The following is a 19985-nucleotide window of genomic DNA, read 5'->3' as shown; positions in this document are numbered from 1 at the left end:
GATTGAAGAATTTCCCTTCAAGCCCGATGAGTTTTCGGGAAGTTAACCTGCCGCCCTGCGCCCCCACGCGGTGCCCACCAGCACCAGCGCACCGCCCGCGAGAGCGAGCGCGCCGAGCCGTTCCCCGCCCAGGGCGATCCCCGCCGCGGCGGCCCACAGCGGCTCGGTGCCGAGCAGCAGACCGACCCGCGACGGGGAGGTGCGGCGCACCGCCCACATCTGCACGAAGAAGGCGAACACCGTGCACAGCGCGGACAGGAACAGCAGCCCCGCCCAGTCCCGGGCGCCGAACCCGGCCGCGACCGCCCACGGCGCCGGACCGCCCGAGACGGCCGACAGCAAGGCGAAGACGGCGACGGACGCGCCGAGTTGGACCGTCGTCAGCGGCAGGGCGTCGGCGCCCCGTACGGCCCTGAGCCGGGACATGGCGAGGACGTGCAGCGTGCGGGCCAGCGCGGCGAGCAGCATCAGCAGGTCTCCGGTGCTCGGCCGGGTGAAGCCGGCGCCCTGGGTGAGCAGGACGACACCGAGCACCGACAGCAGCGCCGCGCCGAGGAAGGCCGGGGTGGGCCGGGTACGGGTGACGGCGGCCTCGGCGAGCGGGGTGAAGACCATGGTGAGGCTGATGATCAGACCGGCGTTGGTCGCCGAGGTGTGGACCACGCCGTACGTCTCCAGCAGGAAGATCCCGCTGAGGATCAGGCCGAGCAGGCCCGCGCCGCGCCACTGGGCGCCGCCGAGCCCCCGCAGGGCCCGGCGGCCGGCGACGGCCAGCACGGGGACGGCGAGCGCGAACCGCAGCACCAGGACGGCGAGGACCGTACGGGCGGTGGTGATGTCCTTGGCCGCGAGATAGCTGGCACCCCAGCAGACGGCGACGAGCAGGACGGGCAGACCGGTGTGCCAGGTGCGGCGGGGCAGGGCGGCGGGACCCGGTACGGCGATCGACGACATGGGGGCGGCTCTCCCGGTCTCCGAAAGGGGTGCGGAGACGTCGGCGGCTCGCGCGGGGCGATCACCGTACCGGCGGTGACGATCTTCGGCTAGGCGTTTTCCGGAAGCTCGTACGAGCCGTACTGCGGCCTGCCGGCCAGGTCGTACGACTGGAGGGAGACACCGGCGGCGGTGACACGTCCGGCGGTGTGCGTGAACGCGGTCGGTACGGCGCCCTCGGTGAACAGGCGGAGGCCGGAACCGAGCACCACCGGGAAGGTCAGCAGGTGCAGGGTGTCGAGGAGCTGGAGATCGATCAGGGAGCGGAGCAGGGCGCCGCTGCCGTGCACCTGGAGCTCGCCGTCGGTGCGCTCCTTGAGGGCGGTGACCTCCTTGGCGAGGTCGCCGCTGATCACGGTGGTGCCGGACCACGCGGGGTCGGTGAGGGTGGACGAGGGGACGTACTTCGGCAGGGCGTTCAGCTTGGCGGCGATCGGGTTGTCGGGGTCGGTCACCTTCGGCCAGTACCCCGCGAAGATGTCGTACGTACGGCGGCCGAGCAGGAACGCGCCCGCGCGGTCGAAGACCTCGGTGACGAATCGGCCGAAGTCGTCGTCGCCGTACGTGAAGCTCCAGCCGCCGTGCTCGAAGCCGCCCCGGGTGTCCTCCTGGGGACCGCCGGGTGCCTGGTAGACGCCGTCGAGGGTGACGAAGATGGTGGAGACGAGCTTGCCCATGGCGGGTGCCTTCTTTCCGGGTGCGGGGTCTTTTCGGTCAACAGCTCAGACCCCGCACACACCCGCAACTCATCGGTTCGAGCCGCGCGCGCCGGAGAAATCCCGGCTCAGCCGGCGTGGGTGGAGAACAGTCCGCCGGTCGGGCCCTGCTTGTCGCCGCCCTGGGCCTTCTTCAGGGCGTTGGCGAGGCTCTCGATGGTGAGGGACTGCAGGATCACCCGGCCGTTGCCCTCCAGGGTGGCCAGGGACAGGCCCTCGCCGCCGAACACGGCGTTCATGATCCCCTGGCGGTTGAGGCCGCCGACGCGCTGGACGCCGTACTGGATGCCCTCCTCGAAGGCGACCACACAGCCGGTGTCCACCTCGATGCGGCCGCCGAAGTCCGCCGGGTTGAGGTCGATGAAGTTGCCCGCGCCGGCGATGATCACCGTGCCGTACCCGGTGAACTTCTCCAGGATGAAGCCCTCGCCGCCGCTCATGCCGGTGCGGCCGCCGGCGAAGGCGATGCCGAAGTCGACGGTGGACTCGGCGGCCACGAAGGCGTCCTTCTCGGCGAACCACGCGCGTGTGCCGTCGAGTTCCAGGGCCCGCATCTCGCCCGGGAGCACCCCGGCGAAGCCGACCGTGCCCTGGCCGCCCTGGGAGGTGAAGTACTGGAACGCCAGCGACTCGCCCGCGAGCATGCGCTGGCCCACCTGCATGGCGGTGCCCATGGCCTGGCGGAGCAGGCCGCCCATGCCGCCGCTCCCGCCGCCCTGCGCCTGCTGTCCGCCGTTTCCGGACGGGCCGGACAGCCGCGTCTCCATGGTCACGTTCGTCGTCTTGAACAGGAACTTTCCGGCCTCGCAGTACACGGTCTGGCCGGGCTGAAGGTTGACGACCGCCATCTGCATGGCGTTGCCGACGATCTCTTGCTGAAGGGTCACGCGGGGAGAACGCGGGAGACGGACCCGTAAGTTCCGGCCATCCGGAAACGGGCCCCGGTGAGTGACGCGCGGGACGCCCCGGTGCTGTCCGGGCCGGGGCGCCCCACGCGGGTACGGAGTGGGCCGGCCGGGGGTCAGCCGCCCAGTTCCTGGTGCCGGGCGGCGAGGCCGGCCGCGCCCTGCTCGGTCAGGGAGCCGAACAGGTGCAGGCGGGAGATGCCGCCGTCGGGGAAGATGTCGATCCGCGCGTGCGTGCCGACGGCCGGGGCCGGCAGCACGAACCGGTGATTGGTGTCGGGCTGCAGGCGGGTGCGCGGGAGGACCTCCGTCCACTCACCGTGCTCGCCGTCCTTCACCGACACCGACGCCCAGCCCGCACTGTTGCCCTTCAGGTAGGCCGTGTCGATCTCGATGGCGCGGATCCGGGACTGGGCGGCCAGCCGGTAGCGGATCCAGTCGTTGCCCTGGTCGCGGCGGCGGCGGGTCTCCCAGCCGTCGTCCATCTTGCGGGAGCGGCCCGGCTGGATGGTGTTGGTGGCCGGGGAGTAGAAGAGGTCGGAGGCGTCCTCGACCCGGCCGCCGTTCTCCAGGGCGACCACGTCGAAGGTGCCGAGGACCGAGAGCCACTCGGGGTCCGGGACGACCTCGCCGTACACGCGCAGGCGCGCGATGCCGCCGTCGGGGTGCTGGTTGACCCGCAGGTGGGTGAAGCGCTGCTCGGCGGTGACCTCGAAGCCGTTGGCCGCGTGGCCGCCGACGGCGGTGCGCGGGACGATCGTCGTCCACTTCACGTCCTCGCCCAGCAGCTCCTCCGGGGACGGCGAGCCGGGTACGGACGCACCCTCGATCGAGACCGCCTGCGGGTAGTTGCCGCGGAAGTGGGCGGTGTCGACGACGATCCCGCGGATCACCCCGGGCGCGCCGAGGCGGACCAGCGCCCAGTCGTGGTCCTCGGCGGTCGGCCACGGGTGCTCGGCGGAGACGCCGCGCCGGCGGCGGGTCTCCCAGCCGTCCATGATCTTGCCCTTGTGCCCGAAGTGCTCGGGGTCGAACTCGGCCGGCTCGGGCACCAGCAGGTTCTCCCGCTGGGCGAAGAACTCGTCGTTGGCGGCGATGACACCGGCGCCGAGCTGCCGGTCGGCGAGGTTGGCGTACCGGGTGAAGGGGAAGTCGGCGGTGCGGTAGTCCGCGTACGGGTCGCCGCCTCCGTAGGGGTTCGCGTCGCCGGTGAAGCGAGCCGAAGAAGATTGATGCAGCGCCGTCACGGTGATCAGGGGTTCCTTTCGGGAGTCGGCCGGTGCGGAGGGTGGCTTACCGGGGGCGGGCGAGCAGCGTGCCCTTCGGCTCGGTGAACTCGCCGTCGGCGACGATGCGTTCGCCGCGCAGCCAGGTGGACTTCACGACGCCGTACAGGGTCTTGCCGGCGTACGCGGTGACCCGGTTGCGGTGCTGGAGACCGGCCGGGTCGACGGTGAAGGTCTCGTCGGGGGCGAGGACCGCGAAGTCGGCGTCGCGGCCGGCCTCGATGGCGCCCTTCTGCCCGAGGCCCACGAGGGACGCGGTCCGGGTGGACATCCAGCGCACCACGTCCTGAAGGCCGTACCCACGCGCGCGTGCCTCGGTCCACACGGCGGACAGGCTGAGCTGGAGGCCGGAGATGCCGCCCCAGGCGGTGGCGAAGTCGTCGGTCTTCAGGTCGGCGGTGGAGGGCGAGTGGTCGGTGACCACGCAGTCGATGGTGCCGTCGGCCAGCGCCTCCCACAGCAGGTCCTGGTTGGCGGCCTCGCGGATGGGCGGGCAGCACTTGAACTCGCTGGCGCCGTCCGGGACTTCCTCGGCGGTGAGAGTGAGGTAGTGCGGGCAGGTCTCCACGGTGATCCGGACGCCCTCGGCACGGGCGGCGCGGATCAGCGGCAGCGCGTCGCTGGACGACAGGTGCAGCACGTGCACGCGCGCGTGGAGGCGGCGGGCCTGCGCGACGAGGTTCGCGATGGCCGTGTCCTCGGCGTCGCGCGGGCGGGAGGCGAGGAAGTCGGCGTACCTGGGGCCGCCGTGCTGGGGTGCGGCGGCGAGGTGGTGCGGGTCCTCGGCGTGCACGATCAGCAGGCCGTCGAAGCCGGCGATCTCCGCCAGGGACTGGGCCAGCTGGTCCTGGTCGAGATGCGGGAACTCGTCCACACCGGACGGGGACAGGAACGCCTTGAAGCCGAAGACGCCGGCGTCGTGCAGCGGGCGCAGGTCCTTGACGTTGTCGGGCAGGGCGCCGCCCCAGAAGCCGACGTCGATGTGCGCCTTGTCGGCGGCCACCTCCCGCTTCAGCCGCAGGTTGTCGACGGTCGCGGTCGGCGGGAGGGAGTTGAGCGGCATGTCGACCAGCGTGGTGATGCCGCCGGCCGCCGCAGCGCGGGTGGCGGTCCAGAAGCCCTCCCACTCGGTGCGGCCCGGGTCGTTGACGTGCACGTGGGTGTCGACCAGGCCGGGCAGCAGCACATGGTCGCCGAAGTCCTCCAGCCGCGCGCCGGCCGGGACCTCCGCGTCGTACGGCAGGACGGCCGTGATCCTCCCGGCGGACACGGTGACCGTGGCGGCCCGCGTCCCCTCCGGAGTGATGACGCGCGTCGAGCGCAGGACCAGTTCAGCGTCGGACACCCGGACCCCTCTCTGTACCGCCGTTTTACGCCCCGGGAACGGGATGTACATCCACGTAACGGATTTCAACGTTCTGTTGAAGGAGTCTTCACTCCCGCTTCTCCGCCGTCAAGAGGCACACTTCTGAACAGCGGCCGACCCGCATCCACTCTGGACGTTTCCACAAAGCGGAATTACAATTCCAGCAAGCAGAACGTAGCTACGTACAAGCAGGGAGTCAACCGGCTGCCGGGTAGGCTTCTCACCTCCTGCCATCCGAAAGGAACGCGCCGTGCCGACGTCCAGCGCCAGCACCACCGACTCCGCCAAGCCCTCCGCCGCGGGCGGGGTCCAGTCCCTGGAGCGCGCCTTCGACCTGCTCGAGCGGATGGCGGACGCGGGCGGCGAGGTCGGCCTGAGCGAGCTGTCCGCGACCAGCGGGCTGCCGCTGCCGACCATCCACCGGCTGATGCGGACCCTGGTCGCCTGCGGATACGTCCGCCAGCAGCCGAACCGGCGCTACGCACTCGGCCCCCGGCTCATCCGGCTCGGCGAGTCGGCGTCCCGGCTGCTCGGCACATGGGCGCGGCCGTATCTCGCGCGGCTGGTCGAGGAGACCGGCGAGACCGCGAACATGGCGCTGCTGGACGGCGACGAGATCGTGTACGTGGCCCAGGTGCCGTCGAAGCACTCGATGCGGATGTTCACCGAGGTGGGCCGACGGGTCCTTCCGCACTCCACCGGCGTGGGCAAGGCGCTGCTGGCCGGCGTTCCCGATGACGAGGTCCGGGCACTGCTGTCTCGCACCGGGATGCCCGCGGCCACCGAGAAGACCATCACCACACCCGAGGGGTTCCTCGCCGCGCTGGAGGACGTACGGCGGCTGGGGTACGCCGTCGACGACAACGAGCAGGAGATAGGGGTGCGGTGCCTGGCGGTGTCCGTGCCGGAGTCTCCGACGGCTGCGGCGATCTCCATCTCGGGGCCGGCCGGGCGGGTCACGGAAGCAGCTACCGAGAAGATCGTGCCGGTGCTGCAGCAGGTCGCCCTTGAGCTGTCTCAGGCCTTGGCCAGTTCGGGCGCCTGAGAGCTCGGGCAGACCTGATCGTTTGCGGGTGCGGGTGCTTCGTGGTTGATCGCGCCCACGCGGCGGAGCCGCATATCGATACAGCCCCGCGCCCCTGCGTAAGTCGGCCCGCCCCGCTGTCAAGCTCTCGGCGACTCCCCGAACAGATCCACCGCCTGCCGTACCTCGCCCAGCCCCCTGGCCAGGGCGCTCACCGAGCCGATGGCACCGGCGATCAGTAACAGGGAGCTGCGCAGGCGCGGGATCTCCGGTGAGCCGCCGGAGGCCATCGCCGCCAGCGTCGCCAGTTCGTCCTCGGCTATGGCGCGGTCGGGGAACTCGGAGGGGAGCGCGGCGAGTTCGCGACGCAGCCGGGACACCGCGATCCGCAGTTCCGCCACTCTCGGATCCTCGTCGCTGCCGGTCACTGGCCTCTGCCCCAAGCTCTGCAACACAGCCCTCCCCCTCACACGCCCTCGTGCGCGGGTCAGTAAACGCCACCGCGTCCGGGAGCGCCACCGCGCGGACCGAAATTCAGCCCAAGGAAACCGGCCGCCGCCTTCCCCGTCGGGTATGCAGGACGCATGACGGAGAACCGACGCGAGGACGTCGCCGGGCTGCTGCTCGCCGCCGGCGGGGGCAGACGGCTCGGCGGGCGGCCCAAGGCGCTGCTGGAGCACCGGGGGCGCCTCCTGGTCGAGCACGCGGCCGAGGTGCTGCGCGTGGCCGGGTGCGGCCGGATCCACGTCGTGCTGGGAGCGCGGGCGGACGAGGTCCGCCGGCGGGCCGATCTGAGCGGATGCGTGCTCGTGGACAACTCCGACTGGGCCGAGGGGATGGGTTCGTCGCTGCGGGCCGGACTGGCCTCGCTGACCGGTACGGGGGTGCGCGCGGCCCTGGTGAGCCTCGTCGACCAGCCGGGCATCGGGCCGGCGGCCGTGGCACGGGTGCTCGGCGCCTTCGAGGACGAGAAATCGCTGGTCTCGGCCGCCTACGACGGCACGCGCGGGCATCCGGTGCTCTTCGGCGCTGCCCACTGGCCCGGCATCGCGGCGACCGCCGCCGGGGACCGCGGGGCCCGGGAGTACCTGAAGGAGAACGCCGGGCGGATCCGGCTCGTGGAGTGCGCGGACGTGGCCGAGCCGTACGACATCGACACCGAGGCGGACCTGCGCCACCTTGAGTGAAGAGGGTGGCACTGGGCGCCACCTTGCCTCGACCCGGAGAATCTCGACATCAACAAACCATTGAAGTTCCACGATGAGGAAACTACTATCCACTGATCAGAAGCGCCTGCCCGCACAGTTGGCGCCGATCGCCCTGTTCGTGCCACTAGGCACCCGGTGCCACCGCTGAAGGAAGTGACAGCTCATGTCCGCACCAGCGCCGTCCCCGCTGGCCATCGTCGACGCCGAGCCCCTGCCCCGGCAGGAAGAGGTCCTCACGGACGCGGCGCTCGCCTTCGTGGCGGAGCTGCACCGGCGGTTCACCCCGCGCCGTGACGAACTCCTCGCCCGCCGGGCCGAGCGCCGCGCCGAGATCGCCCGCACCTCCACGCTCGACTTCCTGCCCGAGACGGCCGCGATCCGCGCGGACGACTCCTGGAAGGTCGCCCCGGCCCCGGCCGCGCTGAACGACCGGCGCGTCGAGATCACCGGCCCCACCGACCGCAAGATGACCATCAACGCGCTCAACTCGGGCGCGAAGGTCTGGCTCGCCGACTTCGAGGACGCCTCCGCGCCCACCTGGGAGAACGTCGTCGTCGGCCAGGTCAACCTGATCGACGCCTACACCCGGAACATCGACTTCACCGACCCGGGCTCGGGCAAGTCCTACGCCCTGCGCCCGAACGAGGAGCTGGCGACGGTCGTCATGCGCCCGCGAGGCTGGCACCTGAACGAGCGTCACCTGGTCGACGCCGACGGGACGCCGGTCCCGGGCGCCTTCGTCGACTTCGGCCTGTACTTCTTCCACAACGCCCAGCGGCTGCTGGACCTCGGCAAGGGGCCGTACTTCTACCTGCCGAAGACCGAGTCGCACCTCGAAGCCCGCCTGTGGAACGACGTGTTCGTCTTCGCGCAGGACTACGTCGGCATCCCGCAGGGCACCATCCGCGCCACCGTCCTGATCGAGACGATCACGGCCGCGTACGAGATGGAGGAGATCCTCTACGAACTGCGCGACCACGCCTCGGGGTTGAACGCGGGCCGCTGGGACTACCTGTTCTCCATCGTGAAGAACTTCCGTGACGTCGGCCCGAGGTTCGTCCTGCCGGACCGCAACGCGGTCACGATGACCGCCCCGTTCATGCGGGCGTACACCGAACTCCTCGTCCGCACCTGTCACAAGCGCGGGGCGCACGCGATCGGCGGCATGGCCGCGTTCATCCCGTCCCGTCGCGACGCCGAGGTCAACAAGGTGGCCTTCGAGAAGGTCCGCGCCGACAAGGACCGCGAGGCGAACGACGGTTTCGACGGCTCCTGGGTCGCCCACCCCGACCTGGTCCCGATCGCCATGGAGTCCTTCGACCGGGTCCTCGGCGACAAGCCGAACCAGAAGGACCGGCTGCGCGAGGACGTCCACGTCGAGGCGGCCGACCTGATCGCGATCGACTCGCTGGAGGCGAAGCCGACGTACCAGGGCCTCGTCAACGCCGTCCAGGTCGGCATCCGGTACATCGAGGCCTGGCTGCGCGGGCTCGGCGCGGTCGCCATCTTCAACCTGATGGAGGACGCGGCCACCGCCGAGATCTCCCGTTCCCAGATCTGGCAGTGGATCAACGCCGGCGTCGAGTTCGAGAACGGCGACAGGGCCACGCCCGAGCTGGCCCGCAAGATCGCCGCCGAGGAACTGTCCGCCATCCGCCAGGAGATCGGCGAGCAGGCCTTCGCCGCCGGCCACTGGCAGGAGGCCCACGACCTGCTGCTGAAGGTCTCCCTGGACGAGAACTACGCCGACTTCCTCACCCTGCCGGCGTACGAGCAGCTCAAGGGCTGACGCTCACGAGGATCCCTCCGAGTGGCCCAGGGGCTTCCCCGGGGCCACTCGGTCGCGTACGAGGCGCTTGACCGCCGTGGGCTCCGGGAAGCCCTGCTCCTTGCGGTCCCACACCACCTCGCCGTCCACCCGGACCACGAAGACGCCCCCGGTGCCGGGCCTGAGCGCCAGCTCGGTCAGCTCCGCCTCGAAGGTGGTGAGCAGTTCCTGCGCCAGCCAGGCCGCGCGGGGCAGCCAGCGGCACTGTGTGCAGTACTCGATCTGTACGCGATGGCTCATCCGATGTGCCTCATCCCAGGTGTGCCGACCAGTCCTGTTCCGCCGCCGGCTTGCCGTGCAGGTCGGGGACGCGTTTGAGCCAGTCCGGGCGGCCCGCCTGGGTCTTCGCCGCGCGGGCGGCCTCCTCGGCCGCGAGCTGCTCGCGGCTCGGGAAGTCGGTGGGCAGCCACTCGTGCGACAGGCGCACGCGGGCCATGAGGTAGTCGACGTAGGCGGCGCGGACGTCGTCCGGGCTCGCGAAGCCGGCGTCCTCGGCGAGCCACGCGTCCGGCACCTCGGCGACGATCCCGCGCAGCAGGTCCTCGGTCACCTTCGGGGCGAGTGCGGCGTCGGCGGCGCGGACGTCGGGGCCGTAGTGGCCGAGGGCGTGATGGCGGAAGTCGTACCTCTTGCCCGGTGTCGTGGTGTCCCAGCGGTGGTGGAAGACCAGGGCGGCGCCGTGGTCGATCAGCCACAGGCGGGGCGGCACGGTGCCGAGCGTGGGCCAGACCATCAGGTTGGAGCTGTGGACCGTACGGTCGACGTTGACGGTGAGCGCGTCCAGCCAGACGATCCGGCCCGCCTCCAGCGGGTCCACGGGGAAGACCTTGGCGATCTCCGGGGTGAAGTCCCGGGCGCCCGGCAGATGGTCCATGCCGAGGTTCACGCCCGCGCTCGCGCCGTGCAGCTCCCGCACCTCCTGGTGCGGCTCGCCGGCGGCGATCGCGGGGTCGAAGTGGACGAGGACCAGTTCGGGGAAGCGCAGGCCGAGCGCACGGGCGAGCTCTCCGACGATCACCTCGGCGACCAGCGCCTTGTGCCCCTGCGCCGAAGCGGTGAACTTCACGACGTAGGTGCCGTCGTCGTCGGCCTCCACGATCCCGGGCACGGAGCCGCCGGAGTGCAGGGGGGCGATGTAGCGGGTCGCGGTGACCTCTCTCAGCATTTTCCAAGGCCCCCACGGTCGCTTGTCTCACATTCCACGGCCGGCTCCGACGCGGTTCGGTCCGGGGAAACCTCCCCGATCAGACGCGCCGCCCTGCTTCCGGCCTCCGGCAAGACATGAGCATAGTGACCAAGCGTGACAACCGGGGAGGACTGTCCCTGCCTCCAGCATGATCCAGGCGCGGGTCTGCCGCAGCGCCTGGAAGCCGCCCCTCGGCGCTGCCCGGCCCTTCGGTACGTGCCCGCCGCCGACTGGGCCGACCACCAGCGCATCCACCAGTACTTCGGCGGCACCAACGAGACCTGGGGCGGTGTCACCGTCAACATCGACGGCGACTGCCTCGACGTCGACGGCGGAGGCAGCGTGCCCCCGCCGCCCGTCAAGTACTGGGTGGACACCTTCGCCAACGCCCCGGTGTACGCGTCGGAGACCAGCACCACCCAGACCGGCACCCTCTACCAGGGCACCAACTACGTCTACTGCAAGGTGTGGGGCCGTCAGATCGGCAACGCCACCAGCTACAACCACTGGTGGTTGAAGACCGACCCCGACACCGGACCGGCGAACCAGTACGTCTCCGCCTACTACCTCACCCGCTGGGGCAACGACGAGGCCAAGGACAACAACGGCACCGTCATCCCCGACTGCTGACCACCGCGCCTCCGGCGGGACACCCCCGCCGGAGGCCCGGCGGCGTGACATCCATCACAGCGCACTCGGCAACTAGGCGTCCTGCATAGTAGGCGCGACCCCGATGACAAATGGGATTTGTCCGGCTTGCCGCCGACAGGAACCACCCATCGGGCCACTGCGCCGCCCCGGCTCGATGCGTGACCGTATACACCGCCATCGGACCTCTCCTGACACAACGCCAGGCTCCTGCAAACGTCGCGTAAGCGAACTCGGCATCTCCGTGGCCGCCTGACAAGAGGCATCAACCCCTACGACCCGCAGTAGTAGAAGCGGCCTTTGCGCTCCTTGTGAAGCCCTCCTGAAAATGAGCGCCCGGCGATCACCGAGCGAGGTTGAGGGAATGGCCAAGCACCGCAAGACGCAGCACTACCGGCGCATAGTCGTCGCCGCCGTCGCCATGGGAGTCGTGGGCGTGCCGTCCGTCGCCCTGGCCTGTTCCGACTGGCCGTACGGCGACCAGAACCGGGCGGACGTCGCCGCGACGACCACGCCCCGGCAGCCGGAGCACCACGGCCACCGGCATCACCACCATCACCACCGCAACGCCCACCACCACACCGGCACCCCGCGGGCCACCGCGTCGCCCACGCACCGGCCCACCGCGCACCCGAGCACCAGCGCGAGCGCGAAGCCCACCACGGCCCCCAAGCCCCGGACGACCACCGCTCCCAGCACCGCCAAGCCCACGCCCACGCCCACCCCCACGCCCACGGCCACCGCGTCCGGGGCCACCGCGCGCGTGGTGCAGCTCGTGAACGCCGAGCGCGCCAAGGTGGGGTGCCATCCCCTGACCGTCAACGCGAAGCTGACGAAGGCGGCGCAGGCCCACAGCGCGGACATGGCGGCCCACCAGAACATGTCGCACACCGGATCCGACGGATCGTCCCCCGGTGACCGCATCACGCGGGCCGGCTACACCTGGAGCGCCTACGGCGAGAACGTCGCCTACGGGTACTCCACCCCGGAGCAGGTCATGACGGGCTGGATGAACAGCCCCGGGCACCGGGCCAACATCCTGAACTGCTCGTACAAGGAGATCGGCGTCGGTCTCGCCCAGCCGGGCAGCTACTGGACCCAGGACTTCGGCACCGCCCGCTGAGCCCGGGTCAGCCGCCCGCCAGCGGGTTCGGCAGCGGCAGGTAGCGGGCGTCCGCACCGTCCGCGCCGGTCCAGCGCAGCAGCAGGTTGGTCTTGCCGGGCAGCGTGGGCGAGGTGAGCAGGGCGGGGATCTCGGGCAGCTCGTGCCGGGCGAGTTCACGGCGGGCGGCGGGCCAGGGGTCGAACCCGGGATGGTGTTCGGCGAGGGCGGCGGCGATCTCGGTGAGGTGGTTGACGACCAGGCAGTACACCAGCCGCTCCCAGCCCGCCGCCCGGGTCACGTCCGGCAGCAGCTTGGCTCCCTCGGCGTCCCGGTACAGCACCTGGACGGGCGTGCCGGCCGCGTCCACGGCGACGAGGGTGTTCTGCAGATGGGCCTCCAGGACGACCCCGTGGTCGTCGAAGGCCGTGACAGCGGGCGGCACGACCTGGCGCAGATAGGCCTCCCACCAGGCCGCCGGGTCGGCCGCCGTGGCCAGCGGGCTGCCGTCGAAGCCCTCGGCGAGGCCGGCGGCGAGCAGCGGGGTGGCGCCCGGCAGCAGATGGCCGCGCAGGCCGTCGCGGACCAGGACGGCGAGTTCCTCGAAGGCGAACGCGGCCGTGCGGTAGCCGCGGTCGCTCAGCCAGGCCGCGGGCGGGCCCATCGCCGCGAAGGCGTGCCGGGCGGCCGTGTCGGTACGGCGCAGCTTTCGCAGGTCGTGGCGCCACAGGCGGCGGATGTCGTTGGTGATGCGGACGTCCACGCTGAACTTCAGGAACAGGTCACGCCGGGGCTCGTACACCGTGCGGATCGCCGCCGTCGGCCAGGTGTCGAAGGCGGTCGTGCCGAGACGGAGCAGGCGCCCGTCGGCGAAGGCCTCCGCCAGCTCGCGGCCGATCAGGTCCAGTTGCCAGGGGTGGGCCGGCAGCAGCTGGTAGCCGGGCGGGACCGGGCCGAGCGCGTCCAGGGCGCTCGTGTCGCCCTCCTCGGCGACCTGGTCCTCGCGGACGCCGAGCAGCACCAGCGGGAAGCGGGCGTGCGCCTCGGGGGCGTAGGGCAGCCAGGAGGCGACCGGGCCGCCGCCGCGCGCCTTGGGCGCCGGGTGGTACGGGTGGCCGGTGATCAGGGACTGCTCGGAGCGCAGATACGGGTCCGCGGGCGCCGTGGCCCGGGCGCGGGCGGTGAGCAGGGCCGCGACCGCGTCCCGGCTGTCGACCATCTCGGCGGGCAGGTCGCCGCCCGCCAGCCCGGTGTGCCGGCGCAGCTCCTCGGCGACCAGTTTGACCAGCTCGGAGTGGCCGACGCGGTGCCAGGCCCCGGCCGCGCGCACCTCGGGGTCGGCGGGGCGCCGGCCGGCCCGCACGCGCAGCAGCCGCCCGCTGGGCAGCCGGTGGACCCGCGGGTCACCGGGGTGGCCGAGCGGCTCGGCCACCTCGCGCAGCAGGCAGTTGAGCAGGGGCGCGGCCGCGTAGGAGTCGGCCAGGGGGCCGACGGAACCGATGGGGGGTGCTCCGGAGGAGGGCGAGGAGTCCACGCGATCCATTCGTTTCGTCCGGGGTGGTCGCGATCAGTATGTCTGTCGTCGCCGACAATCGTCCTCTGTGCCCCGTGTACCCGAGGAGCCGACCGTGCACCGTCCACCCACCACCGAGGCCCAGGTCGCCGAGGAGCTGGCCGCCGTCCGGCCCGGACTGCTGCCCCGGTTCACGGCGGAGCTGCCGGGGGCCCGCGCCGCGGTGCTGACCCGGCTGTGGCGGGCGCTGGCCCATGAGCCGCTGCCTTGGGTCACGGGCCGGGTGCCGGGCGCGCACAGCCTGGCGCTGCGGCTGGCCGACGGACGGACGCTGTACGGGCCGCACGCGGACCCGTACGCCACGAGCGCGTACGTCACCGGGGTCCGCCTGGACCGGGAGCGCCAGGTGGATCCGGCCGCGCTGATGACCGCCCTCGGGGTGCCGCACGGTGCCGCGTTCGCGGCCGAACTGGCGGACAGCGTCGCCTCGTTGGCCCTGTCGCGGGCCGACGCGGATCACCCGAAGGAGTGGCCGGACCGGGACTGGGAGTGGGAGCAGCGGGTGACCGACGGGCATCCGTACCATCCGGGCTGCCGGTCCCGGCCCGGTTTCTCGGTGGCGGACCAGCTGGCGTACGGCCCGGAGCACCGGCCGGTGGTGGAGCTGGGAACGGTGCCGGTGCCGGCGGACGGGTGCCTGGTGACCGGCGACTGGCCGCGGGAGCTGCGGGACGGCGAGCGGCTGCTGCTGCCGGTGCACCCGTGGCAGGCGGACCATGTGCTGAAGCAGCCGTACGCCCCCTGGCGCCCGGCCCGCCCGCTGCTCTCCCTGCGTACCCTCGCGCTGCCGGACGGCCCGCATGTGAAGACCGCGCTCAGCGCCCGGCTGACGTCGTCCGTGCGGGACATCTCCCCCTACTCGGTCCGGGCCGCCGCGCCCCTGTCCGCCCTCGGCGAGGAGCTGGCGGCGCGCACCGGGGGACTGCTGCACGTCACCCGCACGCCGGCCGCGGTCTCCGCCCACTCCCCCGACCTGGCCGCGCTGCTGCGGGAGTCGCCCGAGGTGTACGCCGGTCCGGGCGAGCGGGTCGTCCCCGTGGCCGCGCTCGCCACGACCGACCTGCCCGGCTCCCCCGCCTGGCTGGCCGCGTTCGCCCGGCTGGCGCTGACCGTGGGACTGCGCCTGCTCGACCTCGGCGTGGCCCTGGAGGCGCACGGCCAGAACCTGCTGGTGATCCTGTCGGCGGACGGCACCCCGCTGCGGCTGGTCTACCGCGACCTGGCCGACATCCGGATCAGCCCGGCCCGCCTGATGCGGCACGGCATCACCCCGCCACCGCTCGCCGGCCGGCTGATCACCGACGACGAAACGGCCCTGCGCCGCAAGCTGTTCGGCTCGCTGGTGGCGGGCGCCCTGGCCGGTACGGCGGGTTCGGGCCCTGCGCTGGGCACGGCGCTGGCGTCCGCCGTACCGGACCTGCCGGACACCCCCGACCTGCGCGCCCTGCGCGAAGGGCCGCTGCCGGCGAAGGCGTTGACCCTGATGCGGCTGTCTCCGCGGACCCCGGGCGACCAGTGGACCGCCCTGCCCAACCCCCTCGTTTTGGAGCACGACCCGTCTGATCAATAAGATCCGGCGATGATCACAAGACAACGGCTGGCGGCGGGCGTCTGTGCTCTGCTCGCCGCCCTGGCGGCCGGGATCGCGTTCCCCGGCGGGGCCGTCGCCGATGAGACGGAACAGGCCGCTCCCAAGGTCGAACTGGTGCTGGACGTCAGCGGTTCGATGCGGGCGCGGGACATCGACGGCGGCTCGCGGATGGCCGCGGCGAAGCAGGCGTTCAACGAGGTGCTGGACGCGACCCCGCAGGAGGTCCGGCTCGGCATCCGCACGCTGGGTGCCAACTACCGGGGCGACGACCGCAAGGAGGGCTGCAAGGACACCGCGCAGCTCTACCCGGTCGGCCCGCTGAACCGGACCGACGCGAAGACGGCGGTGGCCACGCTGCAGCCCACCGGCTGGACGCCGATCGGCCCCGCGCTGCTGAAGGCGGCGGACGACCTGAACGGCGGTACCGGCACCCGCCGTATCGTCCTGATCAGCGACGGCGAGGACACCTGCCAGCCGCTCGACCCGTGCCAGGTGGCCCGCGAGATAGCCGCCAAGGGCATCGGCCTGACCATCGACACGCTCGGCCTGGTGCCGGACGCCAAGACCCGCGACCAGCTCAGCTGCATCGCGGACGCCACCGGCGGCACCTACACCGACGTGCGGCACAAGGAGGAACTGTCGGACCGGGTGGGCCAGTTGGTCGACCGGGCGGCGGATCCGGTGGTGACGCCGGTGGCCACGGAGGGTGCCGCGCAGTGCGCGCAGGCGCCGACGCTGAAGTCCGGGCTCTTCACGGACCGCGAGGAGTTCGGGCAGCAGCGCTGGTACAAGGTCGACGTCGACCCGGGCAAGGAGCTGCGCGCCTCGGTGAGCGTGGCCGACGACCGCGCCGTGAACCCGGACTACGGGGTGCTGCTGCGGGCGGTGACCGTGCACGGACGGGAGATCGTGCGCGGCGAGGCCGCCGGCGACGGCCGTACGGACGTCATCTCCACGGGTCTGCGCTACCCGAAGCCGGAGACCGACGACGACACGGCGACGGCGGAGACGGTGTGCCTTCAGGTCACCAACTCCTTCTCGGCGGCGGCGGGCGTGAAGACCACGCCGGGTCTGCCGCTGGAGCTGACGGTCGATGTCGTGGACGGGCCGTCGGACCACCACGACGTGGCCTCCTTCGGTCTCGGGCGCGGCTGGTGGCTGCTGGGCGCCCTGGTGCTGGCCGGCTTCGTCGCCGGTCTGCTGTGGGGCTGGCTGTCGCGCTGGCGGGTCTCGGTCTGGAGGACGAACTGATGCGGATCACACGTGTGCTGGGTGCCGCGCTGCTGGCACTCGGGCTGGCCGCCGGACCGGCCGCGGCCGACTCCTCCCCGTCTCCCGGTGCCTCCGCCGACGGCACGGCACCCACCCAGGCGGGCACGTCGTTCCGTACGGCGACGGAGATCGAGCAGGGGCAGCAGGCCACGGCGTCCGGTTCGACGGGTGACTACCTGTACTGGTCGTTCCCCGCGGACACCGGGCAGCGGCCCACCGTCAAGGCGACGGTGAAGCTGCCCGCCACGCACGGGGCGCAGACCTGGCAGATCGACGTGTACGACGGACTGCGGCGCCGGCAGGCCTGCCAGTACGGCGCGGCGAGCCGTACGGCCGGGCAGGGCGCGTCCTCCGTCGAACTGGCCTGTGTCCTGCGGACCGTGCGCGGCTGGTCGGAGCCCTGGGCCAACGACCCGCTGCCGGGCACCTACTACATCCGGCTGACGGTCGTGGACCTCGGCTCGGCCGACCTGGGCAAGCCGGTCGGTGTCGAGGTCCGCGCCGACTCCAAGGACATCGGCGGCGCGGCGGCGGTGGACGGCTCGCTGGGCAAGCCGCTGGTGCCCGGCATCGCCGTCAAGTCGCAGGCCGACGGGGGCGGTTCCAAGACCGCGGTGCTGTCCAGCTTCGGCTCCGACGACGGCTGGTCCTCCGGCTGGTGGTCCGACCGGTGGGTGTGGACCGCGATCGGGGGCGTGCTCGCGGCCCTCGCCGGAATCGGCGGGTATGCGCTGACGCGGGGTTCGGGACGGCCGTCCCGGGTGCCGCCGAACGCGTGAGCCAAGGCGCTCGAAGGCCCGCCTCCCGGCGGGCCTTCTCCTTTTTCCGCTGCTACGCCTCCTTCAGCGCCTTGGCGAGCATGCCGTCGCCGGTCACCGTCACCCGTCCGTCCCGTACCGCGTCCGCCAGGCCCGTCTCGCCCCTGGCCACGGCCTCGCAGGTCGCGGCGTCCATCGTCAGGCAGGCGTCGGCCTCGCCGGGCGCGGGGCCGTCGCCGTACACCCAGCCCTCCTCCGCGCCGACCCGCAGATGGAAGTCGCCTTCCTCCAGCCGGACTTCGACCAGCCCCTCGCCCTCCAGTGCCCGCAGCAGCGGCAGGGCGAACCAGTGGGCGCGGACCGCGTCGGTCGGCCGCCGCTCTCCCAGCTCGGGCTCGCCCCACCGCCCGAGTGCCTGGAGCACCGGGAGCAACGCGCGTCCGCGCCCGGTGAGTTCGTACACGAAGGCCGCGCCGGGCGGAGGGAGCTTCCGGCGGGTGGTGAGGCCGTCGCGTTCCATGTCCTTCAGCCGTGAGGCGAGTACGTCCGTGCTCACGCCGGGCAGGTCCGCGTGCAGGTCCGTGTAGCGGCGGGGGCCGGCCAGCAGCTCCCGGACGATCAGCAGGGTCCAGCGGTCGCCGACGAGATCGAGGGCGCGGGCTGCGGAGCAGTACTGGTCGTAGCTTCGGCGTGGTGACATGCGACGCAGTCTAGACAAGATGTTGGACTTTCCAAGCGTCTACTTGGTAAAACCAAGCAACACCAGTTTCCGGAGGGGCGCATGGAGTTCCGGCAGTCGAACAAGCTCAGCGAGGTCTGTTACGAGATCCGCGGCCCGGTGATCGAGCACGCCAACGCGCTGGAGGAGGCGGGGCACAGCGTGCTGCGCCTGAACACCGGCAACCCCGCGGCCTTCGGCTTCGAGGCGCCGGAGGAGATCCTCCAGGACATGATCCGGATGCTGCCGCAGGCGCACGGCTACACCGACTCCCGCGGCATCCTCTCCGCCCGCCGCGCGGTCGCCCAGCGCTATCAGACCCTGGGACTGGAGGTCGGGGTCGACGACGTGTTCCTCGGCAACGGCGTCTCGGAGCTGGTCTCCATGGCCGTACAGGCCCTGGTCGAGGACGGCGACGAAATCCTCATCCCCGCACCGGACTTTCCGCTCTGGACCGCCGTGACCACCCTCGCCGGGGGCAAGGCGGTGCACTACCTGTGCGACGAACAGGCCGACTGGAACCCGGACCTGGCCGACATGGCGTCGAAGATCACGGACCGCACGAAGGCCGTGGTCATCATCAACCCCAACAACCCGACGGGCGCGGTGTACCCGAAGGAGGTCGTCGAGGGCATCCTCGACCTCGCCCGCCGGCACGGCCTGATGGTGTTCGCGGACGAGATCTACGACCAGATCCTGTACGACGACGCGGTCCACCACTCGGCCGCCGCCCTCGCCCCCGACCTGGTCGTCCTCACCTTCTGCGGCCTGTCGAAGACGTACCGGGTGGCGGGCTTCCGCTCCGGCTGGCTGGTGGTGACGGGCCCCAGGCAGCACGCGAAGGACTATCTGGAGGGCCTGACCATGCTGGCCTCCATGCGTCTGTGCGCCAACGCGCCCGCCCAGTACGCCATCCAGGCCGCGCTGGGCGGCCGCCAGTCCATCCGCGAACTGACCCTGCCCGGCGGCCGGTTGTACGAGCAGCGCAACATGGCCTGGGAGAAGCTGAACGAGATCCCCGGCGTGTCCTGCGTGAAGCCCAAGGGCGCGCTCTACGCGTTCCCGCGCATCGACCCCGCGGTGCACAAGATCCACGACGACGAGAAGTTCGTCCTCGACCTGCTCCTGCGCGAGAAGATCCAAGTGGTCCAGGGCACCGGCTTCAACTGGCCCTCCCCCGACCACTTCCGCATCCTCACCCTGCCGCACGCGGAGGACCTGGAGGCGGCGATCGGCCGCATCGGGCGGTTCCTCGGCGGGTACCGGCAGTAGTCGTCACCCCATCGCCACCTCGCACCAGACGGTCTTGGTATAGGGGTTCCCGCACGTCGTTCCCCAGTGACCGGCCAGGGCCTCGACGAGCAGGAGCCCCCGGCCGGACTCCGCCTCGAAAGAGGCCGGCGGGAGTGTGCCCGGAGTGGGCGGGTGACGGTCGATGCGGGAATCCGTGACCTCGATGCGGAGTGCCGGGCCGTCGGGGAAGAGGCTGAGCTTCAGGCGGAAGTCGCGTCCCCTCACCCGCCCGTGGCGCACGGCGTTCGCGGCGAGTTCGGCCACGAGGAGCACCGCGGTCTCGTTCGCCTCCGCGCCGTACGGCCAGCCCCAGGCGTCCAGTTGCCCGGCCGTCAGACGGCGGGCGAGACAAGCGCCTCTCGGTGTGGCCGAGAGCCGGACGGTGAAGTGGCGGGCGGCCGCGGCGGGTTCCGCCGCCTCGGCGTGGGACGCGGTCGAGTGGGCAATATCGGCGTTCATGTCACTCAGCGTGGCCGCCTGTCTCTACGCTGAACAGCGATCACGGCGGTACGCAGCGT

The 19985-nt window shown here is 71.9% G+C and carries 19 protein-coding genes and 1 pseudogene; 9 read left to right on the top strand and 11 right to left on the bottom strand.

Annotated features, from left to right (window positions below; all coding sequences use genetic code 11):
• Positions 1–42: 42 nt before the first annotated feature.
• From ACQPXS_RS35410 to allB, 5 genes are all read right to left on the bottom strand, one after another.
• Entirely contained in the window at positions 43–954 is a 912-nt protein-coding gene (locus ACQPXS_RS35410) for a DMT family transporter (RefSeq protein ID WP_433453518.1), read from the bottom strand.
• Between the two features lie 89 nt (positions 955–1043).
• Positions 1044–1670, bottom strand: coding sequence for a dihydrofolate reductase family protein (locus ACQPXS_RS35405; RefSeq protein ID WP_356308607.1), 627 nt, complete (start codon positions 1668–1670; stop codon positions 1044–1046).
• A 107-nt stretch (positions 1671–1777) separates the two neighbouring features.
• Positions 1778–2596, bottom strand: a complete 819-nt coding sequence (locus ACQPXS_RS35400; RefSeq protein WP_351806311.1) for an AIM24 family protein — start codon at positions 2594–2596, stop codon at positions 1778–1780.
• A 134-nt stretch (positions 2597–2730) separates the two neighbouring features.
• The gene (alc, locus tag ACQPXS_RS35395; protein WP_433456085.1) at positions 2731–3870 is read right to left on the bottom strand and encodes an allantoicase; all 1140 of its coding nucleotides are present in this window, start codon (positions 3868–3870) and stop codon (positions 2731–2733) included.
• Positions 3871–3907: 37 nt separating this feature from the next.
• On the bottom strand, positions 3908–5245 hold the full coding sequence (allB, locus tag ACQPXS_RS35390; protein ID WP_433453516.1) for an allantoinase AllB: 1338 nt from the start codon (positions 5243–5245) through the stop codon (positions 3908–3910).
• A 271-nt stretch (positions 5246–5516) separates the two neighbouring features.
• On the opposite strand from allB, the gene ACQPXS_RS35385 reads away from it, so the two are divergent.
• Positions 5517–6311 (top strand): IclR family transcriptional regulator, encoded by a 795-nt coding sequence (locus tag ACQPXS_RS35385; RefSeq protein WP_365328885.1) that lies wholly within the window; start codon positions 5517–5519, stop codon positions 6309–6311.
• Positions 6312–6430: 119 nt separating this feature from the next.
• On the opposite strand, the gene ACQPXS_RS35380 is transcribed toward ACQPXS_RS35385, so the two are convergent.
• Complete coding sequence (locus tag ACQPXS_RS35380; protein ID WP_433453514.1) at positions 6431–6745, bottom strand: DUF5955 family protein; 315 nt, start codon at positions 6743–6745, stop codon at positions 6431–6433.
• Between the two features lie 129 nt (positions 6746–6874).
• On the opposite strand from ACQPXS_RS35380, the gene ACQPXS_RS35375 reads away from it, so the two are divergent.
• Together ACQPXS_RS35375 and aceB are read left to right on the top strand one after the other, a co-directional pair.
• The gene (locus ACQPXS_RS35375; protein WP_433453512.1) at positions 6875–7477 is read left to right on the top strand and encodes a nucleotidyltransferase family protein; all 603 of its coding nucleotides are present in this window, start codon (positions 6875–6877) and stop codon (positions 7475–7477) included.
• A gap of 184 nt (positions 7478–7661) precedes the next feature.
• Positions 7662–9287, top strand: a complete 1626-nt coding sequence (gene aceB, locus ACQPXS_RS35370; protein WP_433453511.1) for a malate synthase A — start codon at positions 7662–7664, stop codon at positions 9285–9287.
• A gap of 3 nt (positions 9288–9290) precedes the next feature.
• Here aceB and ACQPXS_RS35365 read toward each other — a convergent pair whose 3' ends face one another.
• Together ACQPXS_RS35365 and ACQPXS_RS35360 are read right to left on the bottom strand one after the other, a co-directional pair.
• Positions 9291–9566 (bottom strand): SelT/SelW/SelH family protein, encoded by a 276-nt coding sequence (locus ACQPXS_RS35365; RefSeq protein ID WP_351806325.1) that lies wholly within the window; start codon positions 9564–9566, stop codon positions 9291–9293.
• Positions 9567–9576: 10 nt separating this feature from the next.
• A complete protein-coding gene (locus tag ACQPXS_RS35360; protein ID WP_351806327.1) occupies positions 9577–10491 on the bottom strand; it encodes a HipA family kinase in 915 nt (304 codons plus the stop codon).
• 351 nt (positions 10492–10842) lie between these two features.
• On the opposite strand from ACQPXS_RS35360, the pseudogene ACQPXS_RS35355 reads away from it, so the two are divergent.
• Positions 10843–11142 (top strand): annotated as a pseudogene (locus ACQPXS_RS35355) (M23 family peptidase); the annotation flags it as partial.
• A gap of 382 nt (positions 11143–11524) precedes the next feature.
• A complete protein-coding gene (locus ACQPXS_RS35350) occupies positions 11525–12283 on the top strand; it encodes a CAP domain-containing protein (RefSeq protein ID WP_433453509.1) in 759 nt (252 codons plus the stop codon).
• Between the two features lie 7 nt (positions 12284–12290).
• Here ACQPXS_RS35350 and ACQPXS_RS35345 read toward each other — a convergent pair whose 3' ends face one another.
• Positions 12291–13805 (bottom strand): IucA/IucC family protein, encoded by a 1515-nt coding sequence (locus ACQPXS_RS35345; protein WP_433453508.1) that lies wholly within the window; start codon positions 13803–13805, stop codon positions 12291–12293.
• An 85-nt stretch (positions 13806–13890) separates the two neighbouring features.
• Here ACQPXS_RS35345 and ACQPXS_RS35340 point away from each other — a divergent pair, with 85 nt between their 5' ends.
• The 3 genes from ACQPXS_RS35340 to ACQPXS_RS35330 are packed head-to-tail and all read left to right on the top strand — an operon-like array spanning position 13891 to position 17477.
• A complete protein-coding gene (locus ACQPXS_RS35340; protein WP_433453506.1) occupies positions 13891–15405 on the top strand; it encodes an IucA/IucC family protein in 1515 nt (504 codons plus the stop codon).
• 9 nt (positions 15406–15414) lie between these two features.
• A complete protein-coding gene (locus ACQPXS_RS35335) occupies positions 15415–16677 on the top strand; it encodes a VWA domain-containing protein (protein WP_433453505.1) in 1263 nt (420 codons plus the stop codon).
• On the top strand, positions 16677–17477 hold the full coding sequence (locus tag ACQPXS_RS35330; protein ID WP_433453503.1) for a hypothetical protein: 801 nt from the start codon (positions 16677–16679) through the stop codon (positions 17475–17477). The genes ACQPXS_RS35335 and ACQPXS_RS35330 overlap by 1 nt, the downstream gene beginning before the upstream one ends.
• A 52-nt stretch (positions 17478–17529) precedes the next feature.
• Here ACQPXS_RS35330 and ACQPXS_RS35325 read toward each other — a convergent pair whose 3' ends face one another.
• On the bottom strand, positions 17530–18156 hold the full coding sequence (locus ACQPXS_RS35325) for a winged helix-turn-helix transcriptional regulator (RefSeq protein WP_433453502.1): 627 nt from the start codon (positions 18154–18156) through the stop codon (positions 17530–17532).
• A gap of 81 nt (positions 18157–18237) precedes the next feature.
• On the opposite strand from ACQPXS_RS35325, the gene ACQPXS_RS35320 reads away from it, so the two are divergent.
• On the top strand, positions 18238–19446 hold the full coding sequence (locus ACQPXS_RS35320) for a pyridoxal phosphate-dependent aminotransferase (protein ID WP_433453501.1): 1209 nt from the start codon (positions 18238–18240) through the stop codon (positions 19444–19446).
• 3 nt (positions 19447–19449) lie between these two features.
• Here the strand turns inward: ACQPXS_RS35320 and ACQPXS_RS35315 are convergent, their stop codons facing one another.
• On the bottom strand, positions 19450–19926 hold the full coding sequence (locus ACQPXS_RS35315; protein ID WP_433453499.1) for an ATP-binding protein: 477 nt from the start codon (positions 19924–19926) through the stop codon (positions 19450–19452).
• Positions 19927–19985 lie beyond the last annotated feature (59 nt).

The sequence above is a fragment of the Streptomyces sp. CA-142005 genome (assembly GCF_050942335.1).
GTDB lineage: Bacteria > Actinomycetota > Actinomycetes > Streptomycetales > Streptomycetaceae > Streptomyces.
The sequence above is the reverse complement of the archived record's forward strand: the minus strand, read 5'-3'. Positions and strand labels throughout refer to the sequence as shown.

What these genes read in the sequence shown, in the direction of transcription:
- ACQPXS_RS35365 (WP_351806325.1), bottom strand. Translation starts at nt 9,566, where the DNA reads ATGAGCCATCGCGTACAGATCGAGTACTGCACACAGTGCCGCTGGCTG.
- ACQPXS_RS35325 (WP_433453502.1), bottom strand. Translation starts at nt 18,156, where the DNA reads ATGTCACCACGCCGAAGCTACGACCAGTACTGCTCCGCAGCCCGCGCC.
- ACQPXS_RS35320 (WP_433453501.1), top strand. Translation starts at nt 18,238, where the DNA reads ATGGAGTTCCGGCAGTCGAACAAGCTCAGCGAGGTCTGTTACGAGATC.
- ACQPXS_RS35330 (WP_433453503.1), top strand. Translation starts at nt 16,677, where the DNA reads ATGCGGATCACACGTGTGCTGGGTGCCGCGCTGCTGGCACTCGGGCTG.
- ACQPXS_RS35410 (WP_433453518.1), bottom strand. Translation starts at nt 954, where the DNA reads ATGTCGTCGATCGCCGTACCGGGTCCCGCCGCCCTGCCCCGCCGCACC.
- ACQPXS_RS35350 (WP_433453509.1), top strand. Translation starts at nt 11,525, where the DNA reads ATGGCCAAGCACCGCAAGACGCAGCACTACCGGCGCATAGTCGTCGCC.
- ACQPXS_RS35405 (WP_356308607.1), bottom strand. Translation starts at nt 1,670, where the DNA reads ATGGGCAAGCTCGTCTCCACCATCTTCGTCACCCTCGACGGCGTCTAC.
- ACQPXS_RS35335 (WP_433453505.1), top strand. Translation starts at nt 15,415, where the DNA reads ATGATCACAAGACAACGGCTGGCGGCGGGCGTCTGTGCTCTGCTCGCC.
- ACQPXS_RS35360 (WP_351806327.1), bottom strand. Translation starts at nt 10,491, where the DNA reads ATGCTGAGAGAGGTCACCGCGACCCGCTACATCGCCCCCCTGCACTCC.
- ACQPXS_RS35345 (WP_433453508.1), bottom strand. Translation starts at nt 13,805, where the DNA reads ATGGATCGCGTGGACTCCTCGCCCTCCTCCGGAGCACCCCCCATCGGT.
- ACQPXS_RS35375 (WP_433453512.1), top strand. Translation starts at nt 6,875, where the DNA reads ATGACGGAGAACCGACGCGAGGACGTCGCCGGGCTGCTGCTCGCCGCC.
- ACQPXS_RS35315 (WP_433453499.1), bottom strand. Translation starts at nt 19,926, where the DNA reads ATGAACGCCGATATTGCCCACTCGACCGCGTCCCACGCCGAGGCGGCG.
- aceB (WP_433453511.1), top strand. Translation starts at nt 7,662, where the DNA reads ATGTCCGCACCAGCGCCGTCCCCGCTGGCCATCGTCGACGCCGAGCCC.